Source organism: Caulobacter segnis (assembly GCF_029543125.1).
Taxonomy (GTDB): Bacteria; Pseudomonadota; Alphaproteobacteria; order Caulobacterales; family Caulobacteraceae; genus Caulobacter; species Caulobacter segnis_D.
In genome coordinates this window covers 771,079-791,119 of the sequence record NZ_JARQWW010000001.1, presented here as the reverse complement: position 1 = coordinate 791,119, position 20,041 = coordinate 771,079, and the positions used below count along the sequence as shown (strand labels likewise).

The window sequence follows — 20,041 nt, the reverse complement described above, 5'->3', positions numbered from 1 at the left end:
TTGGCGGCGCGGCGGGGCCTCCTGGCGGCCACCTTGCTGGCCGCCGCGTCCGCCGCCTCCCAGGAGGCGCAGGCGGCGCGCGGAGCGCAGGGTGTCGCGCGCGCCGCAGCCGATGTCGCCGAGCGGTCCTACCAACTTCCGGCGCAGCCTCTCGGGCAGGCCCTGCGCGCCGTGGCGCTCACAGCCGGGATCGATACGCTCTTTGCGCCGGACCTGATGGCCGGACGTCAGTCCGCGCCGGTGATCGGGCGGATGGACGCCGAGCGGGCTCTCGCCGCCGCGATCAGCGGCCAGGCCGATCTGGAGGCGGTGCGCACGGGCCCCCGCGCATTTCTGGTCCGTCGCAGGCCGGGCGCGGCTCCGCCGCTGCCGCGCAACGACGGCCCAAGGCTCGTCGAGCCGCCGTTGGAGTTGGCCGAGGTGATGATCACCGCCTTCAAACGGCCGGCCCTGCTGCAGGGCGCGGCGGCCAGCATCTCCGCCCTTACCGGACCCAGGCTGGAGGACCTCGGGGTCGAGGGCCTGGACGACCTCAAGCGCCTCGCGCCGGGCCTCAACCTCACCGAGAACGGTCCGGGCCAGCGCAGGCTCACCATACGCGGCGTTCAAAGTTCGGGCGAGAACACGGTGGGCCTCTATTTCGGAGAGACGCCGGTGGCCGGGCCCAGCACCGCCACGTCCGATGTCAGCCAGATGAGCCCTGACCTGGCGCTCGTGGACATGGAGCGGGTCGAGGTCCTGCGCGGCCCGCAAGGCACGCTCTATGGAGCGGGATCGATCAGCGGCACGCTGCGCCTGCTGTTCAACCCGCCCGATCCAAACGAAGGCTACGGGCGGGTCCGCGGACGTGTCTGGAGCGCCAGGGGCGGATCGGGCGCCACCGGTCTTCAAGCGGTCGGCAATCTGCCCTTCGCGGGCGGCCGAGGCGCGATCAGGGGGGTGGTCTACGATCTGGCCACGCCCGGGCAGGTGGACAATGTCGCGCTTGGGCTGTCCGACGTCGATGAAAGCCGCACGCGCGGCTGGCGTCTCCAGGCGATGTTCGCGCCGCGCGAGGACGTGGAGCTGACCGCAATCGCGCTTTCGCAGCGCCAGCGCGTGGATGACGCCAGCTTCTGGTTCCAGCATCTTGGCGTGGGCGTCACCGACAATGCCGTGCGCCTGCCGTTTCCCAACGATTTCGACCTCTATGGCGCGACCTTGCGCGCCAGCCTCGGCGGGGCGGGCCTCACGGTCACCAGCGCGCGCTACAGCTGGGACACCGTGCGCTACATCGACAGCAACCGGCCGACCACGGCGGTGATCGCGCCGGCGACGTGGTGTCCTTTGTACGCCGAGGTCGCCAGCTGCGACGCCGCCCAAAAGGAAGCTTACCGCGCCTATGTCCGGGGCGTCCTTCCGGTGGTCGGCCGTCAGCCCGCGCGTGTGGACGCCTGGACGCACGAGGCGCGCCTGACCTCCAGCGGCGACGGCCCGCTCAGCTGGACACTCGGCGCCTTCCTGGAAAGCCGCGAGGATCACAGCGAAAGCGGGACCTTTCAGGCCGATCCGGCGACCGGCGAGCCTTATACGCCCGCGCGCCAGGTCTTCTTGCGCACCATCGCGGTGGAGACAGGGCAGACGGCCCTGTTCGGCGAAGCGCGGCTGGCGTTCTCGCCCGGGTGGGCCCTCACCCTGGGCGGCCGCAGATACGCCTATGACAAGGCTTCGGTCGCCCGGGTCATCCAGACCGGGTATCTCAACGGCTCCGCCGCGGGGCCGCCGGTCAGCCAATCCGCTGAGGCGCGGGGTTGGGTGGGCCGCGCCAATCTTGCCTGGCAGGCCTCGCCCACAACCCTGGCCTGGGTGCAGCTGTCGGAAGGATTTCGCCCGGGCGGAGTGAACACCGTGCCCAACCTGCCCGCCGACCTCGTGGCCTTCAGACCCGACCAGGTGACCAGCTTCGAGGCGGGGATCAAACACCGGCTGTTCGACGGACGGCTGCTGATCAACGCCGCCGCCTATCGGATCGACTGGTTCGACATGCAGGTTCGCCGGCGCATTCCCAGCTTCACATTCGTGAGCAATGGCGGCGCGTCACGCATCCTGGGTCTGGAGGCCGAGGTCGAGGCGGTGCCGGCGGCGGGCCTTCGTCTGCGCGCCGCCGCCGGTTACGCCCATAGTCGTCTGATCAAGGATCAAGCCCAGGGCATGGCCGACGTGCCGGGTCGTGAGGGCGACCACCTGCCCTTTGAGCCTTCCCTCACCGGGTCGGCCTCACTCGATTATCGCCGTCGCGTTTCTGACGGTCTTGCGGCCTCGTTCGGCCTGTCGGCCGCCTATACGGGAACGGCCGGTTCGCAGTATCGCACCGACAGCATCTACTACGAGCAGATGGGCGGCTTTTGGGTTGCTGACCTGAGCGTCGGCCTGCACGGCGCCGACTGGTCGGTCATCGGCCAGGTGCGCAACGCCCTGTCGGCGGTGGGGCGCTTCAAGGTCGAATCCGACATCGGGCTCGAACGGATGACCCTGAGCGCCGAGCCTCGAACTCTCAGCCTTTCGCTCAGCCGCCGTTTCTGAAGATGAGGTAAACGCCTCGCCGTTCGTCCTCCCTGCGGCCGCAGCTCAGCGGTCCACATGGGGGATAGACCGATGGGATTCTCATCAAACCTGCGCGCCGGCCTCCTCGCCGGCGCGGCGATCCTGGCCGCGTCACCGGCCGTCGCCCAGGACGACCGGGACTACGAACTGGGTGAGGTGATCATCACCGCCCTGAAGCGCGAGACCAACCTTCAGGATACGCCGCTTTCGATCTCGGCGATCGGCGGCGAGCAGCTGCAGAAGATGGGCGCCAGCGGCATGACCGACATGGTGCGCTCCGTGCCGGGCCTGAACCTCACCGAAGGCAACACCGGTCAGCGCCGCGTCACCATCCGCGGCGTGCAGAGCGCCGGCGAAAGCACCGCCGGCCTCTATCTGGGCGAGACGCCGATCACCGGACCCAACTCGGCGACCTCCGACCCCAGCAGCATCACGCCGGACCTCAACATGTTCGACGTCCAGCGCGTGGAGGTTCTGCGTGGCCCGCAAGGCACGCTCTATGGCTCCGGTTCGATGAGCGGCACCTTGCGCATCATCTTCAACGAGGCGGACACCACGCGGTACGAAGGCGCCGTGGACGGCACCCTGTCGTCGATCAGGTCGGGCGGCACGAACTACGCGGCCCGAGGCATGATCAACGTCCCCCTGATCGAGGACAAGCTAGCCGCCCGTCTGGTGCTCTACGACGAACTGCGCGCCGGCTATGTGGACAATCCGCGCCTGAACGAGACCGACATCAATGAAGCTCGCTCGTACGGCGGGCGCTTCCTGATGACCTTCAAGCCCATCGACGCGCTGACCATCAAGGGCTCGGTGAACATCCAGGAGCAGCGCGCGCGCGATTCCAACTACTGGTATCCGGCGGTCGGCAAATACCAGGGCGACAACTATCACAAGCTGCCCTTCCCCAACTCCTTCCGCCTGTTCAACCTGTCGGCGGACTGGGACCTCGGCTTCGCCACCCTGACCGGCACCAGCTCGATGTACGACTGGAAGTCGGTGAAGACGATCGACGGCACACGCGGGGCGCTGTCGGTGATCACCCCGGCGACCCACTGCGCCCGCTATCTCGGCATCACCGGCGCCTGTTCCGAAGCGCAGAAGAACGTCTATCGCGACTGGGTGCGTTCGATCCTGCCGTTGAGCGGATGGCAGCCCATGAACGTCGACACCTGGGTTCACGAGGCGCGCCTGTCGTCCAACGGCGACGGGCCGTTCACCTGGACGGTGGGCGCCTTCCTCGAAGACCGCAAGGACTGGTCGCAGAGCTCGACGGTGGAGGCCGACCCTCTGACCGGCGTCGTCTACACGCCGCTGGTCTACAACTTCGCCCGCACTGTGGCGGTGGACCTCAAGCAGACGGCCTTCTTCGGCGAGGTCAGCTACAAGCCCATCGAGCCCCTGACCATCACCGCCGGTCTGCGTCGCTACAGCTACGACAAGAACTCGGAATCCCAGGTGTTGATGACCAGCTACATCAACGCCTCGATCGCGGGCCCGCTGACGGTCTACGACAGCGACGCCAGCGGGTGGGTGTCCAAGCTCAACGTCTCCTATGACGTGACGTCCGACATCATGGTCTACGCCACGCGTTCGGAGGGCTTCCGCCCGGGCGGCATCAACAACACGCCGGGCCTCACCGCCGACTACATCCCATACAGCTCCGACGAGCTCATCAACTACGAGACGGGCATCAAGACCAGCTGGTTCAACGGCCGCCTGACCGCCAACGCCTCGGCCTATCAGATCGACTGGAAGGACATGCAGGTCTCGGCCCGCATTCCGAACTTCAGCTTCATCGCCAATGTCGGCGCCTCCCGCATCCGGGGCTTCGAATTCGAAGCGGCGGCCCGGCCGATCCGCGGCCTGACCCTGAACGGCAACTTCAACATCGTCGACGGCAAGCTGCGCGAGGATCAGGTGCTCGGCATCGTCGAGGCCCCGGGGCGTTCGGGGGACCGCATTCCGTTCGAGCCGTCGTTCACCGGCGCGCTGTCGGCGGAGTATGCCTGGCCCGCCTTCGGCGAGGTCGATGCCATGGTGCGTGTCGACTATAGCTACACCGGCAAGTCTTACTCGGAGTTCCGCCCCACCAGCTCGACCTACGAGAAGATGGGCGACTTCAGCCAGTTCAACCTTCGCGCCGGTCTCGAGGGCGATGGCTGGGGGGCGTATCTCTTCGCCCAGAACCTGTTCGACACGCTGGGCCGTCTGAAGGTCTCTTCGGGCGTGCTGTCCGAACAGCAAACCCTGTCGATCCCGCCGCGCATCATCGGCGCAAACCTCACCAAGCGCTTCTAGGCGCCGCGCGGGATGTCCGCATGAGCGGCGTCCCGCCTTTTTCCTTCAAGGGATGAAGCAATGACCGACATGACGCGCAAGCGCTTCCTCGGGCTCTCGGCCATGACGGCCGCCGGCCTCGCCCTGGCCTCCGGCGCCAAGGCCGCGCCGCAGGCCAAGGCGGCGAACCGCCGCTTGCTGATCAAGGGCGCGGACCTTCTCACCATGGACCCCAAGCTGGGCCAGCTCTACGGCATGGATCTTCTGGTGGAGGGCCAGACCATCGCCGCCATCGGCAAGGACCTCAAGGTCGATGGCGCCGAAGTCATCGACGCGCGCGGGATGATCCTGATGCCGGGCATGGTGGACGGCCACCGCCACGTCTGGGAGGGCATCCACCTGGGCTTGGTGGTCAAGAACCAGCGCGGATACAGCGCCCGCTACCAGGACTCCAAGATGAAGCTGATGGTCGCCTTCACCCCGGAGGACAACTATCTGGCCAACTATGTGGGCGGGCTCACCGCGCTCTCCACCGGCGTCACCTCGCTCATCGATTACGCCCATATCCAGCATACGCCCGACAAGGCGGACGCCGCCGCCAAGGGCCTCAAGGATTCGGGGGTGGCCGGCTGGTACTGCTGGCAGACCTCGCACTCGCCGACCTACGGCCCCGGCGCCACCATTCCACTGGCCCAGGCCGAGGCCGAGCGCGGCGCGTCCCCTGAGCCGTGGCGCTACGAGCATGCCGCCAAGATGCGCGACAAGTATTTCTCCGACAGCAGCGCGCCGCTGAAGTTCGGCCTGGCCCTGAGCGCCAATGTGAAGAGCCTGGAGGCCCAGCGCCGCGAGATCACCCGGTGCCGGGAGCTGGGGGCGGGCAAGATTTTGCAGCACTACCACACGCCGGTTGATCCGCCGCCCGGCGGCTGGCGCGGCATCGTCGATCTGGAGGCCGCCGGTCTGATGGGGCCGGACCTCCACTTCGATCACGCCAACAATCTGACCGACGAGGATCTGAGAATCCTGGCCAAGGCCGGCGCCAGCACCTGCTCCACGGTCATGGGTGAGTTCCCGTACGCGGTCCCGCCGTCACATTGGCGCGCCCGCGCCGCCGGCGTGGCCGCGAGCATCGGCATCGATGTGCCGATCGCGCTCAACAACGACTACTTCGAGACCGTGCGGGCCGCGTTCTGGAACATGTACCGCACGCCGGAGGGCGCAAAGGCGGCCGCCGAGTACGAGCCCGAGGATGTGCTGGCTTTCGCCACCACCATGGGGGCTCGCGCCCTGCGGCAGGACTATGCCGGCTCCCTGACCGTCGGCAAACGCGCCGACATGGTGCTGCTGCGCACCGACCGCTTCGGCTTTGCCCCGCACGGCAGCCTGGCCGCGCGGGTGGTCAACTTCGGCGCCTGGGCCGATGTGGACAGCGTCTGGGTCGCGGGCGAGGCCAAGAAGCGCAAGGGTGAGATGCTCGGCGTCGACATGATGAAGCTGCGCCAGCAGCAGATCGACGCCCAGCTGCGCGCAGAAGAAGTCGCCAAGACCATCACCTTCACCTGACCGATGTGGCCGGCGGCGGCAGGTCCCGCCGTCGGTCCTTTTTAGGGAGCGTTCGGTCGCGCACAGAACTGACGTGTGCTGCTATCCTCGGCGCCCAACGATTGTGACAGGATCAGGTTTGGGCAGGAGGCTCCCCCATGTCTTCGCTAAAGCGGCTTATCTGGTGCATGCTTTCGTGCAGCACAGTGGCGATGCCAATGACGCCGTCATCCAGAACTTTCCAATAGATCACGTGCTTCTCATACCGGCAGAAAAAGCCGTCGACGCCGAATTCCGCCGGAATTCGTCGCCATGGCGCACGTCTGGCAGCCAGATCCTCGAACTTGGCGAACAGTCCTTTGATGTAGCGCTCGGCCTGTTCGTCGCCCCACGCGCCGCGCGTGTATTCGTAAATCTCGTCTAAGCGTTGCCCGGCAGCCTTCTGGACACGAAACGCGGCGCGCATCTATCGGCGGCTATTGCGAGTGATGACTGTGGCCGCATCGAGCGTCTCATAGGCCTCATCCGGCGCCGAGAACGCGAGCGTGATTTCGGCCTTCAGCCGATCGAAGGCGACCTGATCTGCGTGGCTTTTATCGCGGCGGATCAAGTCACGAACGTATTCACTAACATTCTCATAGGCGCCGTTCGCCCCAACCTGCGCGGACACGTAGTCGCTCAGCGGTCCGGTTACTCTCACGTTTAGGTTCAGGGATCTGGGCATGAGGTCCTCCTCGTACAGATTTTAGGCAATATTCTGTTCGGAGCAACGGGGCGAGCGGCCTTAATGGCCGCAGGGCCACGAACAGCAGCAGTAGGGACGGGCCCAGGATCACCTCCGGCCTGACCATGGGGGCGTAGACCAGTCCCGAGAACAGGGTGCGCCTGCCGAATCGTCCGCCCCGGGCCAGGGCCACGGCGGCGAGGGTTCCGGGGGCCGGGGGCGGCGTTGGACGGCGTGACCTGCCCAAACTGCTTCAGACAAGGCCGAAGGTTGCGGCGCCTCGACGGCAGGGCCGGATTGCGGACCGCCGTGTCGCGATATTCGGAACGCCGCGGGCGGGGACATCGTGTTCGGGGCAGGTTAGGTCTGCAGCTTCGCTGCGGCGAAGCCGACGACAGCCACAAAGCCTGGAGCCACGCCATGATCGATCCGCAAATCCGCGACCACGCCGAGATGAAGCGCTACGAGCTTGAGGTCGATGGTGAGGTTGCGGTCGTGACCTACAACCTCTCCGCCGCCGGACTGATGATCACCGAGACGATCGTCCCGGTAAGCCTCGAAGGCAAAGGCCTCGCCAGCCGCCTGGCCAAACATGTGATCGCCGACGCCAAGGCGCGGGGACTGCCGCTCCTGCCGGTCTGCCCGTTCTTCGCCGGCTATCTGCAAAAACACCCCGAGCACGCCGGCGGCGTGCATGCGACCTATCGGCAGATTCTCGGGATCTGATCGACCGCGCCAGCCCGCGAAGGGCTCGACTGACGGCGCGTGCTGATCACCGGCGATCAGCATGCTCCGGTCCGCGGTTGAGGCATTCGATCAGCAGTTCGCTCAGGACGCGGATCTTGCGCGCCGGATTTGGGCCCGGCGGGCGCACCACATAGATCGCCGCCGGCGGCGGCGGATAGCCGGGCATGACCGCCACCAGCGCGCCGGACGCCACGTGCTCGTCGACGAAGTCGTCCGGAAGCCAGGCGACTCCCAGCCCCGCCAGCGCCGCGGCGATGAGCGCGGTGCCGTTGTCGGCCTTGAACCGCCCCTGGGGACGGATCGTCACGACCCTTTCGCCGTCCATGAAACGCCAGGCCTCGGTGCCCTGCATGAGCGCCTCATGGTCGAGGACTTCTTCAGGCGTTTGCGGCGCGCCGTGGGTCCTGATGTAGTCGGGGCTGGCCACCAGCTTGCCGAGCACCGGCTTGATCCTGCGGGCGACCAGGTTGGAGTCCTGCAGATAGCCGACCCGGATCGCGCAGTCGTAGCCCTCGCCCACGAGATCGACGAAGCGGTCCGTATAGCAGGTCTGGATGCTGAGCCTGGGATGGCGTCTGGCCATCTCGGCCAGGGCGGGGGCGAAATGGGTCGGCCCGAAGGTCAGGGGCGCGGAGACCCTCAAGCGGCCGCGAAGCTCGCCTTCGGGCAGGATCGTCTCGCGGGCCACATCGGCTTCAGCGCTGATACGGGCGGCATAGTCCCGAAAAGTGGATCCGGCCTCGGTCAACACGGTCCCGCGCGTGGTGCGGGCCAGCAGCTGGACCCCAAGCTCGGCCTCGAGCCGAAAGAGCCTTCGGCTGACGATGGATTTGGCGACGCCGAGCCTGCGCGCCGCCTGCGAAACCCCTCCGGCGTCGGCTACCTCCACGAAGGTTCTCAGGTCTTCGGTATCCAAGCTGGCGTTCCCCAAATCGCGACACGGCGTAGCGCCAGGAGGGCATACCGCGCTGAAAATTGAAATGCCAATGTCCCGAAGGGCGGCGCTCACGGCGGCGTCTGACCTCCCCCGAACACATCATCATCCGCAGTATCGGAGAGCCCTCATGACCTTCCGCAACGGCCTCAAGTCCCTCCTTCGCCCTGAGGATTCGGTTCTCGTCCTGATCGATCACCAGCCGTTCCAGCTGCTGTCCCTGAACAGCCATGATCCGCAGATGGTCATCAACAATGCGGCGGGTCTGGCCAAGGCCGCCAAGGTCTTCAATGTGCCCACGATCCTGACGAGCGTGATCGTCAAGCAGGGCGGCGCGATCTTTCCGCAGATCACCGAGGTCTTCCCCGAACAGGACGTGATCGACCGGACCTTCATCAACACCTGGGAGGACCCGGCGGTCGTCGACGTGGTCAAGGCCACCGGGCGCAAGCAGCTGATCATCGCCGGCCTCTACACCGAGGTCTGCGTGGCGATGCCGACGATCCAGGCTCTGGGCGAGGGGTGGGATGTCACAGTCGTCACCGACGCCTGCGGCGGGGTCTCCCTTGAGGCCCACCAGGTCGCCATCCAGCGCATGATCGCAGCCGGCGCCAATGTGATGACCTGGCTGGCGGTCGCGGCCGAATGGCAGCGTGACCACGCACGCACGGAGACCGGCAAGGGCTTCGCCAAGGTGCTTGTGGATCATGGGGGGGCGGCCGGGACCGCTTTCTTGTGGGAGCAACAGCTGCTGCACACCCCCGTGCCGAGCGAGCCGGGCATCGGCGTCTAGTCACACCATCCCAACGCGCGTCGGACAGGTCGACAGACCTGTCCGACAACGCCTTGCGACGCGCTTCTGCAGCATTGAGAGACCTGAATGATTGAGATGATCATCGAGCAACGTCGTCGAAGCCTCGGCGGCGGTCTGGATGTGGGCCGCGTGCTGCCCTTCGCCAAGCGGCGGATGGTCGGCCCCTTCATCTTCTTCGACCATATCGGGCCGCTCGATCTTGCCGCCGGGGTCAGCCGCGATCTGGACGTGCGGGCGCACCCGCACATCGGGCTTTCCACCGTCACCTATCTCTACTCCGGTGAGATGATGCATCGCGACAGCCTGGGCTGTGACCAGGTGGTCCGGCCGCAGGAGGTCAACTGGATGACAGCCGGCAGCGGCGTCACTCACAGCGAGCGTCTGGAGAAGGCCCGCGCCGTGGGCGACCGCATCCACGGAATCCAGGCCTGGGTCGCCCTGCCGACGGAGTACGAGGAAACCTCGCCCGACTTCGCCCACTACTCGGGCGCCGATCTGCCGGCCTGGGAGGCCGATGGCGTGCGCGGCCATCTGATCGCCGGCGCCGCCTATGGGCTGACCGCATCGGCCCGGACCCATTCGCCGCTCTTCTATGCCCATCTGGATCTTGAGGCGGGCGCCGCCGCCGAGATCCCCGCCGGGCACAGCGAGCGGGCGGTCTATGTGGCGACAGGCGAGATCGAGGTGGCGGGCCAGCGCCTGTCCTCGGGCCAGATGGCGGTCTTGAGCCCGCTTGCCTCGTCGATGCGCGCCACATCTGCAGCCACCGTCATGGTGCTGGGCGGCGAGCCGGTCGGCGAGCGGTTCCTCTACTGGAATTTCGTGTCGTCCTCCCAGGAGCGTCTTCGCCAGGCCGCCGAGGACTGGAAGACCGGCCGCATGAAGCTGCCCGTCGGCGACGATCAGGAGTTCACGCCCTTGCCGGAGGAGGCGAGGATCACGCCGTCGACGTTGGCGTGAACAGGCGTGAACAGGCGTGAGCAGTCGGACAAAGGCGGGGTGGTGATCGCGACCCGTTTGGCGAAGGAGAAGATCTGATGGCTGTCCACGCTCGTGCGTCGGTCGCGGAGACCGGACAAAGCCCCTATGCCGTGCGCATGGACATCGGCGGGCACGCGTTCGTCGGCGATGAGTCCCTGACGGCCGGGGGCGGCGGCCTTGGGCCTTCGCCATTCGAGATGCTTTCGGCGGCCCTGGCGGAATGCACCGCCATGACCCTGCGCTGGTATGCAAACCAACAAGGTTGGCCGGTCGAGCGCATCGAAGTGGCGGTGGATTACAGCAAGAAGGTGGTCGCCGGGGCGTCCTCGCCGGTCGACGCTTTCGAAAAGACGATTCTGATCCACGGGGTCGATCTCACCGATGAGCAGCGGACGCGCCTGCTTAACGTCGCCGCCAAGTGTCCCGTGCAACGCACGCTTGAGAGCGCGCCCTTGATCACCACGCTCGTCGGCGTCCCGCCCGATCCGGCCGCATAGCGCGACCGATCGCGGCTCAGACGGCGCCGGGCGGCGGGCCGGCGAACATCTTGCCGGCCACCTCGGGGGTGTAGAAGGCGTGGTAACGCTCGGCGCCCTTCGGCGGCAGAACCTCCACCAGGGCGCGGTTCTCTATCCAAAGTTCGACCAGATCAAAGACGCCGCCGCGCTCGCAATGCACTGCGCGCCAGCCGCGCGCCTCGCCCAGGGCGATGATTTGTTCGGCGTCGAGCTTCGAGGTGATGGCCACGTGGAAGCCGCTGGCCGACTGAGCCGAACCGTCGTGACGGATCTGGGTCTCCCAGGGCATGACGAAGGGACCCTGCGCGGCGGTTCCGTCACTGACGCCCTCGCCCTGATGGTGCACGGCCGCCTGCGGGAACACTTCAACGCCGAGGCCCGAGCCGTCCCTGGCGATGGCGACCCAGGCGCCTTCAACCACGGGGAACGGCATGACGATTCCGTCGATGATGGCGCCGAAGACCTCGCAAACCGATTTCGGGTCCGCGGCGGGGATGGAGAAGTGAGCGATCATGGTCAGTGGTCTTTGCTGGGGCGGTCGGGGCCGATGGCCTCCGAGCCGCGCGATTTCAGGTCTTTGAGAAGGACGTCGACGGCCCAGCCGACAGCCTCGGCCGCCGGCTCGCCGGTCAGGTTCCACTGCTCGCGCAGGGACAGCCAGCTGTAGGCCGAATACAGAAGCTGCAGAACGGCTGCCGCCTTGACCTGCTCGGCCGGATCAAGGGTCGGGGCGGCGGTCTCCAGAAGGGCGGTGAAGGCGGCCCGGCGCTCATCATCAAGACTGGCGCGGGCCACGCGGCCCTGAGGCGTCGTCAGCCGGGCGGTGATCTCCCCGGGCGCAGCGTCGAAGCTTTCGAAGAGGGGGGTGATGCGCTGGCGCAGATCGTCTGGATCGCGCGGCATGCCGCCGGCTATGCCGGACTTGGCGTTGAGATGCGCCCACACCCCCTGAAGCAGGAGCTGGCGGCTCGGGAAGTGACGATAGAGCGTCACCTGCGTCACGCCGGCCCGCTCGGCCACGGCTCGGTTGGTGGGCTCGGCGACGCCCTCGTCGAGCAGGCGCGCCGTGGCGTCGAGAATACGGTCTCGCGTCGCGTCGGCCTGCTCGCGCCGCAGGGTGTTGTTGTAGGGGCGGGTCGTGCTCGTCATTGATGTAATTAGCTATTACATCAAAACTCGCGGCGCAAGAGGCGACGTGGGTCGGCGAACAAAAATCAACGAACCCCCAATTCGCTGTTGCAGTGAATAAATTGATGTAATAGCGAATATCACCAACCGGCGCCCCTTGAGCCGGTCGGGTCGGCGTCGCAGCCCCATGTTCGGCGCCGGCCCACCCTCGATATCCACCGGACGTGCCTTCGGCGTGGCCCCTGCTGAGCGGTGTGGGCCTCGCCGGCGGCGCGGACGCGCCGTCTTCATCGCGCCGAAATTCGTCGGCGCGAAGCGATGGCGCACGCCTTGAACCTCGCGGACCGCATGCGGCCGCCCTTCGAAAGGACGCACCTCATGTCCATCATCTTCACGGTCGGCGACGACAACCACCTGGCCGGCCCGGAGCGCGGCGAGCCGATCACCATCCGGGGCGAGGGCGCGACGCCCGGCTCGACCCTGCAGGTCACCTTCGGCGCGGGCGATGACGCGGTCACTATCCAGATCGAGGTCGCCGACGAGGTCGAATGGGGAGGCTTCTTCGAGGGCTACATCGCCCCTGAGACCCATCCGGCGATCTATGAGCTCTTCCTCACCGCGGTGACGGTCTCGGTCTTCGACGGAACGCAAAGCGCTTCGGTTCTGGTGACCGTGCCCGGCGAAGGCGCGGTGCTCTCGGAGCCGACCATCTCCACCTCCTCCGGCGTCGGGCTCGTGCGCGCCGGGCAGACGATCATCTTCGAGGTGGCGTCAGACAAGGAGGTGAGTGTCGACGGCGCGCCCTATCTCGATCTCGGGAACGGCCGACGCGCCCTCTACAGCGCCACCGAGTCCACGACTACGAACCTGACGTTCGTCTACACGGTTCAGTCGGCCGATCACGGTCACGATCTGAGTATGCAGGGACTTCAGCTGGCCGGCGCCCGGATCCGCACCAATGACGGAGCCTCCGCTTCGGCGTCCTGGAATACGGTGGAGGTGAATGTCGAGATCGACACCGTGGCGCCGGACAGGCCCGACGTCGACGCAATCGCAGGCGACAACCGCATCAACATCACCGAAGCCGCATCAACGGTGGTCATCGAGGGGAAGGCTGAAGCCGCATCGACCGTGGAGATCACCCTCGGCGGCCTGACCCGTTCAGTGACGGCAGGCCCTGACGGCGGCTACAGCTACGCCCTTGTCGCCGCGGACTACGTCAATCTGGGACAGGACGCTCAGTTCATCACGGTCAGGTCGGTGGACGCCGCCGGCAATGCGAGCCAGACTGCGACGCGTCAGCTGGCGGTCGACACCATCGCGCCGGCCGAGCCTGCGATCGACGCCATCGCCGGCGACAGCGTCATCAACGCGGCCGAGGCGCACGCCCTCACCATCAGCGGCTCGGGGGAGGCCGGCTCCACGGCGTTCATGCGTCTGGGCGGCGTCGACAGTCAGGCGGCGGCGTCCGGCGGCAGTTTCACGTTCGATCTGTCGCCCGCCGCGATCGAGGCCTTGGGGGACGGCGCGCACATCCTGACCTTCTGGCTGGTGGATCCGGCGGGCAATGTCGGCCCCAGCACTACGCGGACGGTCACTATCGACACCGTGGCGCCGACAACGCCGAGCATCGGGACGGTCGCCGGCGATGACGTGATCGACGCCGGCGAGACCGATGTGGTGATCTCAGGCCAGACCGAAGCCGGCTCCACCGTGACCCTGTCGTTCGCGGGCGTGACGCGGGCCGCGGAGGTTGCGGGGAGCAGCTGGACCTACACCCTCACCGTCGACGATCTGGCCGTCATGGGCGATGGCGGCGAGACCCTCAGCGCTGTCGCCAGGGACTCGGCCGGCAATCGAAGTTCAACCGTGACCCGCGACATCATCATAGGAGCGACACCCGCCCCGACGGGCCCGGTGCTGGTTTCAGGCAATGTCGCCGGAGCGCACCTGATCCTTCGGTTCGATCTGGCGCTCGATGCAGCCACGGCGCTGGATCCGGCGGCGTTCACCGTCTTTGTGGACGGCGCCTCGGCGAATGTCGCCTCGGCGGGCTTCGGCGCCGACGGCCATACGGTCGTGCTGACCCTGGCGGCGCCGGTCGCCCACGATCAGGCGGTGACGGTCGGCTATGCCGATCCCGACCCGGCCGCCGATGACGAGAATGTGGTGCAAAGCCTGGCCGGGGTCGACGCGGCGGGCTTCAGCGGCCGGCCGGTGCAAAATCTCACCGCCGCCCCGCCGCCCCAGGGCGGGGGTGACGACACCCCGCCGGCTCCGCCTCCGCCTCAGCCGGGTCAGCAGCCGGGCCTCATGGACCTGGGCGGCGTCGCCGTCGGCGCCGATCTGCAGTCGCCCAAGGCCGCTGCGCCGACGGTGACACTCGCCGACGGCCGGGTCGTGGCCAATCCGCTGCATGCCGTCGCCGTGGTCGCGCAGGCCGTCGCCGACAAGCTCGAGGCGGGGCTGATCTCGCAGGCCGAGGCGCGCGAGGCGTTGATCGAACTGGCCATGCCGACCACGGGCGTCGCCCATGACGCCTACCGGTTCTTCACGGGCGGCGCGCCGTCAGCGCAAGGACTTGAATGGCTGATCGATTCTGCGGCCAATCCCAACGACCTGACCGACGCTTACTACGCCGTGTTCAGCATCGAGAACCGCTACATCAACTTCGCGGTGAACCTGGGCGTACACGGCGCCGGCCAGGCCGGCTTCGCCGCCGCCTACGGCGAGCTTACCTTCGAGGCGGCCGTCGCCAAGGCCTATGACGCCATCATCGGCGAGGACGAGGCGAGGGCGGCGAGCCTCGATCCGCAGCTGGCGCTCGATTACATTGAGGGCAAGGAGAGTTACTTCCGCGCCCTGGGCGCAAGCGAGCTTGGCGCCAAGGCGGCCATGGTCGGCTACATCATCAGCGCCGGCGTCAAATCGCAGGTCGGTCACTACTACGAGGCCGCTCACGAGTTCATCGCCAGCCGGATCGAGCTTGCCGGGATCGCCTATCCCACGGAGGGTCTATGAGAGCGGCGCTCATCGCCTGCGGGCTCTTCTGGACTGCGTCCACGGCGCCGGCGACGCCGGTTTCGGCGGCCGAAGCGACACCGCCCCAAGTCATCAAGCTCGAGCGCTTCCGCAAGGCGCTCTGGACCGTGTCGGTCACAGTCAACGGAAAGACCGGCCGCTTCTTCCTCGACACCGGCGGCGGACGAACCTTGCTGGAGACCGAGTTCGCCAAGGGCGTCGACTGCCGGTTCTGGGGCCGGACGACGGGCTTCAACATGTTCGGCGAGCCGGGATCGGGACCGCGCTGCGATCAGGCGGCGATCGCCTCCGGCCAGGTCGCGCTGACCAGCGCCGATGTCGGAGTCATCGACTGGGGCGATCGCTGGGGCGCCGACCGCAAGCCCGACGGTCTGCTGTCGCTCGACGCTTTCGACGGCAAGGTCATCACCCTGGATCAGGCCGCCGCGACGCTCACCCTGGAGACCGACGAAAGTCTGGCCCGGCGGGTCGCCACGGCGACCGAGGTTCCGCTGCGGCTGGCGCGCGAATGTTCGGGGGCCTGTCTCACCGTCTTCATGGGCGTGCCCACCAAGGCCGGCATGGCGTGGCTGACCCTCGACAGCGGAGCGGGCGGCGTCAGCCTGATCGCCAAAGACTACGCCGAGCTTTTCGGCTTGAGGCCCGAGCGGCAGGAGCAACGCCTGGTCTATGAGGTCGCGCCCGGGATCGTCGCCGACAGTCCGGTGGTGGTCGCCGACATGATCATGGACGGCAACCTGGGTCAGCCCTTCCTCAGCCGCCACGTCGTGACCCTGGATCTGGCGCATGCAAGAGCCTGGATCGCGTCCTCGAACGGAGCCCGGCGGCCTTGATTCCGACGCCCAGCGGGTCCAAGGGCGCGACCCGGGCCATGCCTTGAGCGCGTCGCCCCGTACATCGGGCCCGGCGAGCGGCCTTGCGGCGGAGGGTTCTAATCTGTCCGACGCCGGGACACGTGGCGGCCGCTGGGTCAGCCCAGCGGCTTCTGATAGGTCGCCGTCTCCTCCTGCTCACCTGCCGCATGCAGCAGGCGCCGAGCGGTCTCGGCCGCGGCCGAGCGGGTGAGGAGCGTCGATGCGCCGTCAAATCCGCTCAGTCTCACGCCGCCATCGACGACCTGCACCTCCAGGGCGTCGGCGACGGTTTCATCTGTCAGGTCCATGGCTTCTTCCTCCCCTGATCAGGCCGCGGCGCCGACGATCTGACTGATCTTCTCGCTCACCTGTCTGGCCAGGGTTTCGGCTTCGGGATCGGCCTCTTGGCCGTATCCCACCGGCTGCGCCAGAAAGCTGCGGGCTTCTTCGTCGCGCGCCGCCAGGGCAGCCAGCCGGCGAACGACTTCCTTTACGGCGTTGATTTCGGCCACGAGATTGGGCGTTGCGGCGATCAGGGCGTCGATATCGCTTTCGCGTTCTGCGTCGGTCACGTTGAACTCCTCAAAGGTTGGTCAGGATTTGTCGGCGCCGGGCTCGGCCATCTTGCGATGCTGCTCGGCAAGGACGCTCTGCGGGGTGATCGCCGCCATGGCGGCCTGAAGCTTGTTCTTCCAGCCGATCACCACGTCGCCCTCGCCCTTCATCATCGCCTCGAAGCCGGTCTTTGCGACCTCGGCCGGATCATCCTTCTTGGGATCGGCGCCGACCTTGGTGTCGAGCAGATCAGCCCGGGCGAAGAACTCGGTGTCCGTCGGACCGGGCATCAGACAGGTGACGGTGACGTTGGTGTCCTTCAGCTCGTTGCGCAGAGCCCAAGCGAAGCTGTCGATGAAGGCTTTGGTGGCGTTGTAGACCGCCTGAAAGCTGCCCGGCATCAAACCGGCGATGGAGCCGGTGATCAGGATGCGGCCCTGGTCGGCGTCGCGCATCTGCCGGCCGATCTGATGGAGCAGGTAGACCGTGCCGGTGATGTTGGTGTCGATGACATGGCGGATGTCGTCGAAGGTCTGATCGAGGAAAGCGTGGCCAAGGCCGTGGCCGGCGTTGGCCAGGAGCGCGTCGACCTGGCGGCCGCCGATGCGGTCGAGCAGTTCGTCGACGCCGTCGGTGGTCGCAAGGTCGACCATCACCGCCTCGACAGCCGCGCCCGTCGCCTTCAGCGCTTCTCGCGCCTCCACCAGACTGAGGTCGTCGGCGGCGATGATCAGGTCGTAGCCGTTCTGCGCGGCAAGCTTGGCCAGCTCGTAGCCGATGCCGCTGGAGGCGCCGGTGACGACGGCCAGAGGGCGAAGTTCGGTCATTGCACGACCTCCTTGTCCCAGTCGGGCTTGAGAACGACCTTGGTCACCTCGTTCTGTTGCTCCTTGAACATCTTGTAGCCCTCCGGCGCATTCTCGAGCGGAAGGCGGTGGCTGATGAGGAAGGTGGTGTCGATCTCGCCCTCGCCGATCATCTCCAGAAGCTTTTTGGTGTAGCGCTGGACATGGGTTTGGCCGGTCTTGACCTGCAGGCCCTTCTCCATGAGGGCGCCGATGGGGATCTTGTCGCCCATCCCGCCATAGACGCCGGGCACAGAGACGCGTCCGCCCTTGCGGCATGCGAGGATCACTTCACGCAGCACATGGGGGCGGTCGGTGCCCAGCTTCACGGTCGCCTTCACCGCGTCGAGGACATTGTCGATGGTGAAGCCATGGCTCTCCAGGCCCACGGCGTCGATGACCGCGTCCGGGCCGATGCCGCCCGTCATCTCGAACAGCGCCTCGCGCACCTTGACGTCGTGATAGTTGAGAATCTGCGCGCCCATCGACTGGGCCAGCGCCAGACGGTTGGGGTGGTGATCGATGGCGATCACCCTGTGGGCGCCCTGCAGGAAGGCGCTTTGGATGGCGAACAACCCCACCGGGCCGCAGCCCCAGACCGCCACCGTGTCGCCCGGTTCGATGTCACAGTTCTCCGCCGCCATCCACCCGGTAGGCAGGATGTCCGACAGGAACAGAACCTTGTCATCCTCCAGACCGTCCGGAATGACGATCGGGCCGACGTCCGAATAGGGGACGCGGACATACTCGGCCTGCCCCCCGGCATAGCCGCCGGTGAGGTGCGAGTAGCCGAAGGCGCCGGTCATGGGATAGCCGTACATGACCTCCGACATGTCGGCCTTTTCGGCGGGATTGGAGTTGTCGCAGGCGGCGAACTGGGTCTTCTCGCAATGGAAGCATTTGCCGCAGGCGATGACGAAGGGGACGACGACCCGCTGGCCCTTGCGCAGCGTGCTGCCCGGCCCGGTCTCCACCACCTCGCCCATGAACTCATGGCCAAGGATGTCGCCCTTGTGCAGGGTCGGAATGTAGCTGTCGTAGAGATGCAGATCCGAGCCGCAGATCGCCGTTGAGGTGATCTTGATGATGGCGTCGCGGGGATTGACGATCTTCGGGTCCGGAACGGTCTCCATCCGGACATCGTGTTTGCCGTGCCAGGTGAGGGCGCGCATGGGCGATCCTTTTTGTCGGGGTCAGGCGCGGGGCGCCGCGTCGGGGGCTTGGGATGTGGAGATCTCGCCGGTCTCCATGAGCTGCTTGAACCGCCTCAGATCGTGGCGCGCCTGCATCTTGGGCTCCTTGGCGAAAAGCTTGGCGATCAGCTTGCCGAGGTCGCCGCCGGGAGGATCGTAGACGATCTCGGCGGTGACCTCCGTCCCCCGTCCGGGAGGCGCGTCGCGGAAGGTGATGCGGCCGACGTTCTTGATGTCGCCGCCGGGCTCGGCCTCCCAGGCGATCAGCCGGCCATCCTCGTCGTCGGTGATGGCGGAGGTCCACTGGACTGTGCGGTCGGCCGGAGCCGCCACCGTCCAGCGCGAGCGCCGGTCGTCGAGCACCTCCACCGAGACGATGTTCTCCATGAACAGGGGCAGGTTTCGAAAATCGCGCCAGAACGCATAGAGCTCCTCGCGGGGGCGGTTGATGGTCACCGTCCGCCCCACCATCGACGCTTCGTCCCAGTTGCGCGCCTCGGCCGCCTGCCTGGCGACGTCGCGCTGGTGCACCGCGGCTGTGAGTGGCGCGTCGCTCTCCAGCGCGCGCCGCAGGTTCTCTTCTTGCGAGGCCATCTCGTTCTCCTTGATGCGGGGCAAACCTGCGGACGCCCCCCCAGTTCCCAGGGCGAAGGTTGTAATCTGCCGGTGGGGCGGCGGCGGCAGGAACGCCGCGGGCGCGCCGGGGCTTCAGTCCTTCAACTGCTCGCGAAAGCCCTGCTCCTTGCGGCCGTAGCTTTCGGGGTCGGCGTACTGGGCGCGGGTTGCGTCCTCGCTGACGCGGTCGATGGCCTTGTTGCGGCTCTTGTATCTGAGCAGGCCCCAGGCCAGGGCCAGCCCAAGCAGGATGACCCCGATAGGGAAGGCCATCTCCCAGGTGATGAATGACATGTCTCGTCTCCGTTGGCGTCTCGCAAAGGCAAGCCGGCCGCGGGGCCGCTAGTTCCCGGCAGCTGCGCAGACCTTCATTTGTCCGGCGGGGCGTCTTCCCCCGCGTAGGGGGTGTTGCGAAGCAGACGCCTGGAAAGATCCGGCGCACCGTCGCTCCACCAGACCGGACCACGTTCTCCCAAACCGTGCTTGGCGCTGTCCACGGCGAGGCGCGCCTGCCGCAGCGCCGCAAGGTCGCCGCTGCGCCTGGCGGCGGCCACCTGACGGCGCGCGGCCATCAGCCGCCCGACGAGTTCGTCGCGGATCGAGGCGGGCAAGGCCGGATTGCTGGCTCGCCAAAGCCGCCCCCGCACGATGATGTAGCGGCCGTCGCAAGTCTTCTGGGTCAAGGC

Annotated in this window: 21 protein-coding genes; 9 read left to right on the top strand and 12 right to left on the bottom strand. The window is 67.1% G+C overall.

Annotated features, from left to right (window positions below; translation table 11 throughout):
- From P7B02_RS03855 to P7B02_RS03845, 3 genes are all read left to right on the top strand, one after another.
- Positions 1-2,562, top strand: a complete 2,562-nt coding sequence (locus P7B02_RS03855) for a TonB-dependent receptor domain-containing protein (RefSeq protein WP_277784983.1) — start codon at positions 1-3, stop codon at positions 2,560-2,562.
- A 72-nt stretch (positions 2,563-2,634) separates the two neighbouring features.
- Positions 2,635-4,884: a TonB-dependent receptor gene (locus P7B02_RS03850; protein WP_277784982.1), complete on the top strand. Its 2,250-nt coding sequence runs from the start codon at positions 2,635-2,637 to the stop codon at positions 4,882-4,884.
- A 60-nt stretch (positions 4,885-4,944) separates the two neighbouring features.
- A complete protein-coding gene (locus tag P7B02_RS03845) occupies positions 4,945-6,426 on the top strand; it encodes an amidohydrolase family protein (protein WP_277784981.1) in 1,482 nt (493 codons plus the stop codon).
- Positions 6,427-6,538: 112 nt separating this feature from the next.
- On the opposite strand, the gene P7B02_RS03840 is transcribed toward P7B02_RS03845, so the two are convergent.
- Positions 6,539-6,871 (bottom strand): type II toxin-antitoxin system RelE/ParE family toxin, encoded by a 333-nt coding sequence (locus tag P7B02_RS03840; protein WP_277784980.1) that lies wholly within the window; start codon positions 6,869-6,871, stop codon positions 6,539-6,541.
- A complete protein-coding gene (locus tag P7B02_RS03835) occupies positions 6,872-7,129 on the bottom strand; it encodes a ribbon-helix-helix domain-containing protein (RefSeq protein ID WP_277784979.1) in 258 nt (85 codons plus the stop codon).
- A 420-nt stretch (positions 7,130-7,549) separates the two neighbouring features.
- On the opposite strand from P7B02_RS03835, the gene P7B02_RS03830 reads away from it, so the two are divergent.
- On the top strand, positions 7,550-7,855 hold the full coding sequence (locus P7B02_RS03830; RefSeq protein ID WP_277784978.1) for a GNAT family N-acetyltransferase: 306 nt from the start codon (positions 7,550-7,552) through the stop codon (positions 7,853-7,855).
- Positions 7,856-7,901: 46 nt separating this feature from the next.
- Here the strand turns inward: P7B02_RS03830 and P7B02_RS03825 are convergent, their stop codons facing one another.
- Positions 7,902-8,792: a LysR family transcriptional regulator gene (locus P7B02_RS03825; protein WP_277784977.1), complete on the bottom strand. Its 891-nt coding sequence runs from the start codon at positions 8,790-8,792 to the stop codon at positions 7,902-7,904.
- 148 nt (positions 8,793-8,940) lie between these two features.
- Here P7B02_RS03825 and P7B02_RS03820 point away from each other — a divergent pair, with 148 nt between their 5' ends.
- The 3 genes from P7B02_RS03820 to P7B02_RS03810 all read left to right on the top strand — a co-directional run bounded on the left by P7B02_RS03820 (position 8,941) and on the right by P7B02_RS03810 (position 11,102).
- Positions 8,941-9,603, top strand: a complete 663-nt coding sequence (locus P7B02_RS03820) for a hydrolase (protein ID WP_277784976.1) — start codon at positions 8,941-8,943, stop codon at positions 9,601-9,603.
- A gap of 87 nt (positions 9,604-9,690) precedes the next feature.
- Positions 9,691-10,584 carry a pirin family protein gene (locus tag P7B02_RS03815; RefSeq protein WP_277784975.1) on the top strand — a complete coding sequence of 298 codons (894 nt, stop codon included), beginning with the start codon at positions 9,691-9,693 and terminating at the stop codon, positions 10,582-10,584.
- A 77-nt stretch (positions 10,585-10,661) separates the two neighbouring features.
- Positions 10,662-11,102, top strand: coding sequence for an OsmC family protein (locus tag P7B02_RS03810; RefSeq protein WP_277784974.1), 441 nt, complete (start codon positions 10,662-10,664; stop codon positions 11,100-11,102).
- A 16-nt stretch (positions 11,103-11,118) separates the two neighbouring features.
- Here P7B02_RS03810 and P7B02_RS03805 read toward each other — a convergent pair whose 3' ends face one another.
- Positions 11,119-11,637: a hypothetical protein gene (locus P7B02_RS03805; RefSeq protein WP_277784973.1), complete on the bottom strand. Its 519-nt coding sequence runs from the start codon at positions 11,635-11,637 to the stop codon at positions 11,119-11,121.
- A 2-nt stretch (positions 11,638-11,639) separates the two neighbouring features.
- Positions 11,640-12,272 carry a TetR/AcrR family transcriptional regulator gene (locus P7B02_RS03800; protein ID WP_277784972.1) on the bottom strand — a complete coding sequence of 211 codons (633 nt, stop codon included), beginning with the start codon at positions 12,270-12,272 and terminating at the stop codon, positions 11,640-11,642.
- Positions 12,273-12,629: 357 nt separating this feature from the next.
- Here P7B02_RS03800 and P7B02_RS03795 point away from each other — a divergent pair, with 357 nt between their 5' ends.
- Together P7B02_RS03795 and P7B02_RS03790 are read left to right on the top strand one after the other, a co-directional pair.
- The gene (locus tag P7B02_RS03795; RefSeq protein ID WP_277784971.1) at positions 12,630-15,272 is read left to right on the top strand and encodes a SwmB domain-containing protein; all 2,643 of its coding nucleotides are present in this window, start codon (positions 12,630-12,632) and stop codon (positions 15,270-15,272) included.
- A complete protein-coding gene (locus P7B02_RS03790) occupies positions 15,269-16,126 on the top strand; it encodes an aspartyl protease family protein (RefSeq protein ID WP_277784970.1) in 858 nt (285 codons plus the stop codon). Before P7B02_RS03795 ends, P7B02_RS03790 begins: the two co-directional genes overlap by 4 nt.
- A gap of 137 nt (positions 16,127-16,263) precedes the next feature.
- Here the strand turns inward: P7B02_RS03790 and P7B02_RS03785 are convergent, their stop codons facing one another.
- From P7B02_RS03785 to P7B02_RS03755, 7 genes are all read right to left on the bottom strand, one after another.
- Positions 16,264-16,455 (bottom strand): hypothetical protein, encoded by a 192-nt coding sequence (locus tag P7B02_RS03785; protein ID WP_277784969.1) that lies wholly within the window; start codon positions 16,453-16,455, stop codon positions 16,264-16,266.
- 18 nt (positions 16,456-16,473) lie between these two features.
- On the bottom strand, positions 16,474-16,719 hold the full coding sequence (locus tag P7B02_RS03780) for a hypothetical protein (protein WP_277784968.1): 246 nt from the start codon (positions 16,717-16,719) through the stop codon (positions 16,474-16,476).
- A 21-nt stretch (positions 16,720-16,740) separates the two neighbouring features.
- Positions 16,741-17,529 carry an SDR family NAD(P)-dependent oxidoreductase gene (locus P7B02_RS03775; protein ID WP_277784967.1) on the bottom strand — a complete coding sequence of 263 codons (789 nt, stop codon included), beginning with the start codon at positions 17,527-17,529 and terminating at the stop codon, positions 16,741-16,743.
- Positions 17,526-18,719, bottom strand: coding sequence for a zinc-dependent alcohol dehydrogenase (locus P7B02_RS03770; protein ID WP_277784966.1), 1,194 nt, complete (start codon positions 18,717-18,719; stop codon positions 17,526-17,528). Before P7B02_RS03770 ends, P7B02_RS03775 begins: the two co-directional genes overlap by 4 nt.
- A 21-nt stretch (positions 18,720-18,740) precedes the next feature.
- Positions 18,741-19,334, bottom strand: a complete 594-nt coding sequence (locus P7B02_RS03765) for an SRPBCC family protein (protein ID WP_277784965.1) — start codon at positions 19,332-19,334, stop codon at positions 18,741-18,743.
- A gap of 114 nt (positions 19,335-19,448) precedes the next feature.
- Positions 19,449-19,649: a hypothetical protein gene (locus tag P7B02_RS03760; RefSeq protein WP_277784964.1), complete on the bottom strand. Its 201-nt coding sequence runs from the start codon at positions 19,647-19,649 to the stop codon at positions 19,449-19,451.
- Positions 19,650-19,723: 74 nt separating this feature from the next.
- Positions 19,724-20,038 (bottom strand): hypothetical protein, encoded by a 315-nt coding sequence (locus P7B02_RS03755; protein ID WP_277784963.1) that lies wholly within the window; start codon positions 20,036-20,038, stop codon positions 19,724-19,726.
- Positions 20,039-20,041: the final 3 nt, after the last annotated feature.

Excerpts from the sequence above, each read along its gene's own strand:
- P7B02_RS03850 (WP_277784982.1), top strand. The coding sequence starts at position 2,635 with ATGGGATTCTCATCAAACCTGCGCGCCGGCCTCCTCGCCGGCGCGGCG.
- P7B02_RS03845 (WP_277784981.1), top strand. The coding sequence starts at position 4,945 with ATGACCGACATGACGCGCAAGCGCTTCCTCGGGCTCTCGGCCATGACG.
- P7B02_RS03840 (WP_277784980.1), bottom strand. The coding sequence starts at position 6,871 with ATGCGCGCCGCGTTTCGTGTCCAGAAGGCTGCCGGGCAACGCTTAGAC.
- P7B02_RS03835 (WP_277784979.1), bottom strand. The coding sequence starts at position 7,129 with ATGCCCAGATCCCTGAACCTAAACGTGAGAGTAACCGGACCGCTGAGC.
- P7B02_RS03830 (WP_277784978.1), top strand. The coding sequence starts at position 7,550 with ATGATCGATCCGCAAATCCGCGACCACGCCGAGATGAAGCGCTACGAG.
- P7B02_RS03820 (WP_277784976.1), top strand. The coding sequence starts at position 8,941 with ATGACCTTCCGCAACGGCCTCAAGTCCCTCCTTCGCCCTGAGGATTCG.
- P7B02_RS03815 (WP_277784975.1), top strand. The coding sequence starts at position 9,691 with ATGATTGAGATGATCATCGAGCAACGTCGTCGAAGCCTCGGCGGCGGT.
- P7B02_RS03810 (WP_277784974.1), top strand. The coding sequence starts at position 10,662 with ATGGCTGTCCACGCTCGTGCGTCGGTCGCGGAGACCGGACAAAGCCCC.
- P7B02_RS03805 (WP_277784973.1), bottom strand. The coding sequence starts at position 11,637 with ATGATCGCTCACTTCTCCATCCCCGCCGCGGACCCGAAATCGGTTTGC.
- P7B02_RS03800 (WP_277784972.1), bottom strand. The coding sequence starts at position 12,272 with ATGACGAGCACGACCCGCCCCTACAACAACACCCTGCGGCGCGAGCAG.
- P7B02_RS03795 (WP_277784971.1), top strand. The coding sequence starts at position 12,630 with ATGTCCATCATCTTCACGGTCGGCGACGACAACCACCTGGCCGGCCCG.
- P7B02_RS03790 (WP_277784970.1), top strand. The coding sequence starts at position 15,269 with ATGAGAGCGGCGCTCATCGCCTGCGGGCTCTTCTGGACTGCGTCCACG.
- P7B02_RS03785 (WP_277784969.1), bottom strand. The coding sequence starts at position 16,455 with ATGGACCTGACAGATGAAACCGTCGCCGACGCCCTGGAGGTGCAGGTC.
- P7B02_RS03775 (WP_277784967.1), bottom strand. The coding sequence starts at position 17,529 with ATGACCGAACTTCGCCCTCTGGCCGTCGTCACCGGCGCCTCCAGCGGC.
- P7B02_RS03770 (WP_277784966.1), bottom strand. The coding sequence starts at position 18,719 with ATGCGCGCCCTCACCTGGCACGGCAAACACGATGTCCGGATGGAGACC.
- P7B02_RS03765 (WP_277784965.1), bottom strand. The coding sequence starts at position 19,334 with ATGGCCTCGCAAGAAGAGAACCTGCGGCGCGCGCTGGAGAGCGACGCG.
- P7B02_RS03760 (WP_277784964.1), bottom strand. The coding sequence starts at position 19,649 with ATGTCATTCATCACCTGGGAGATGGCCTTCCCTATCGGGGTCATCCTG.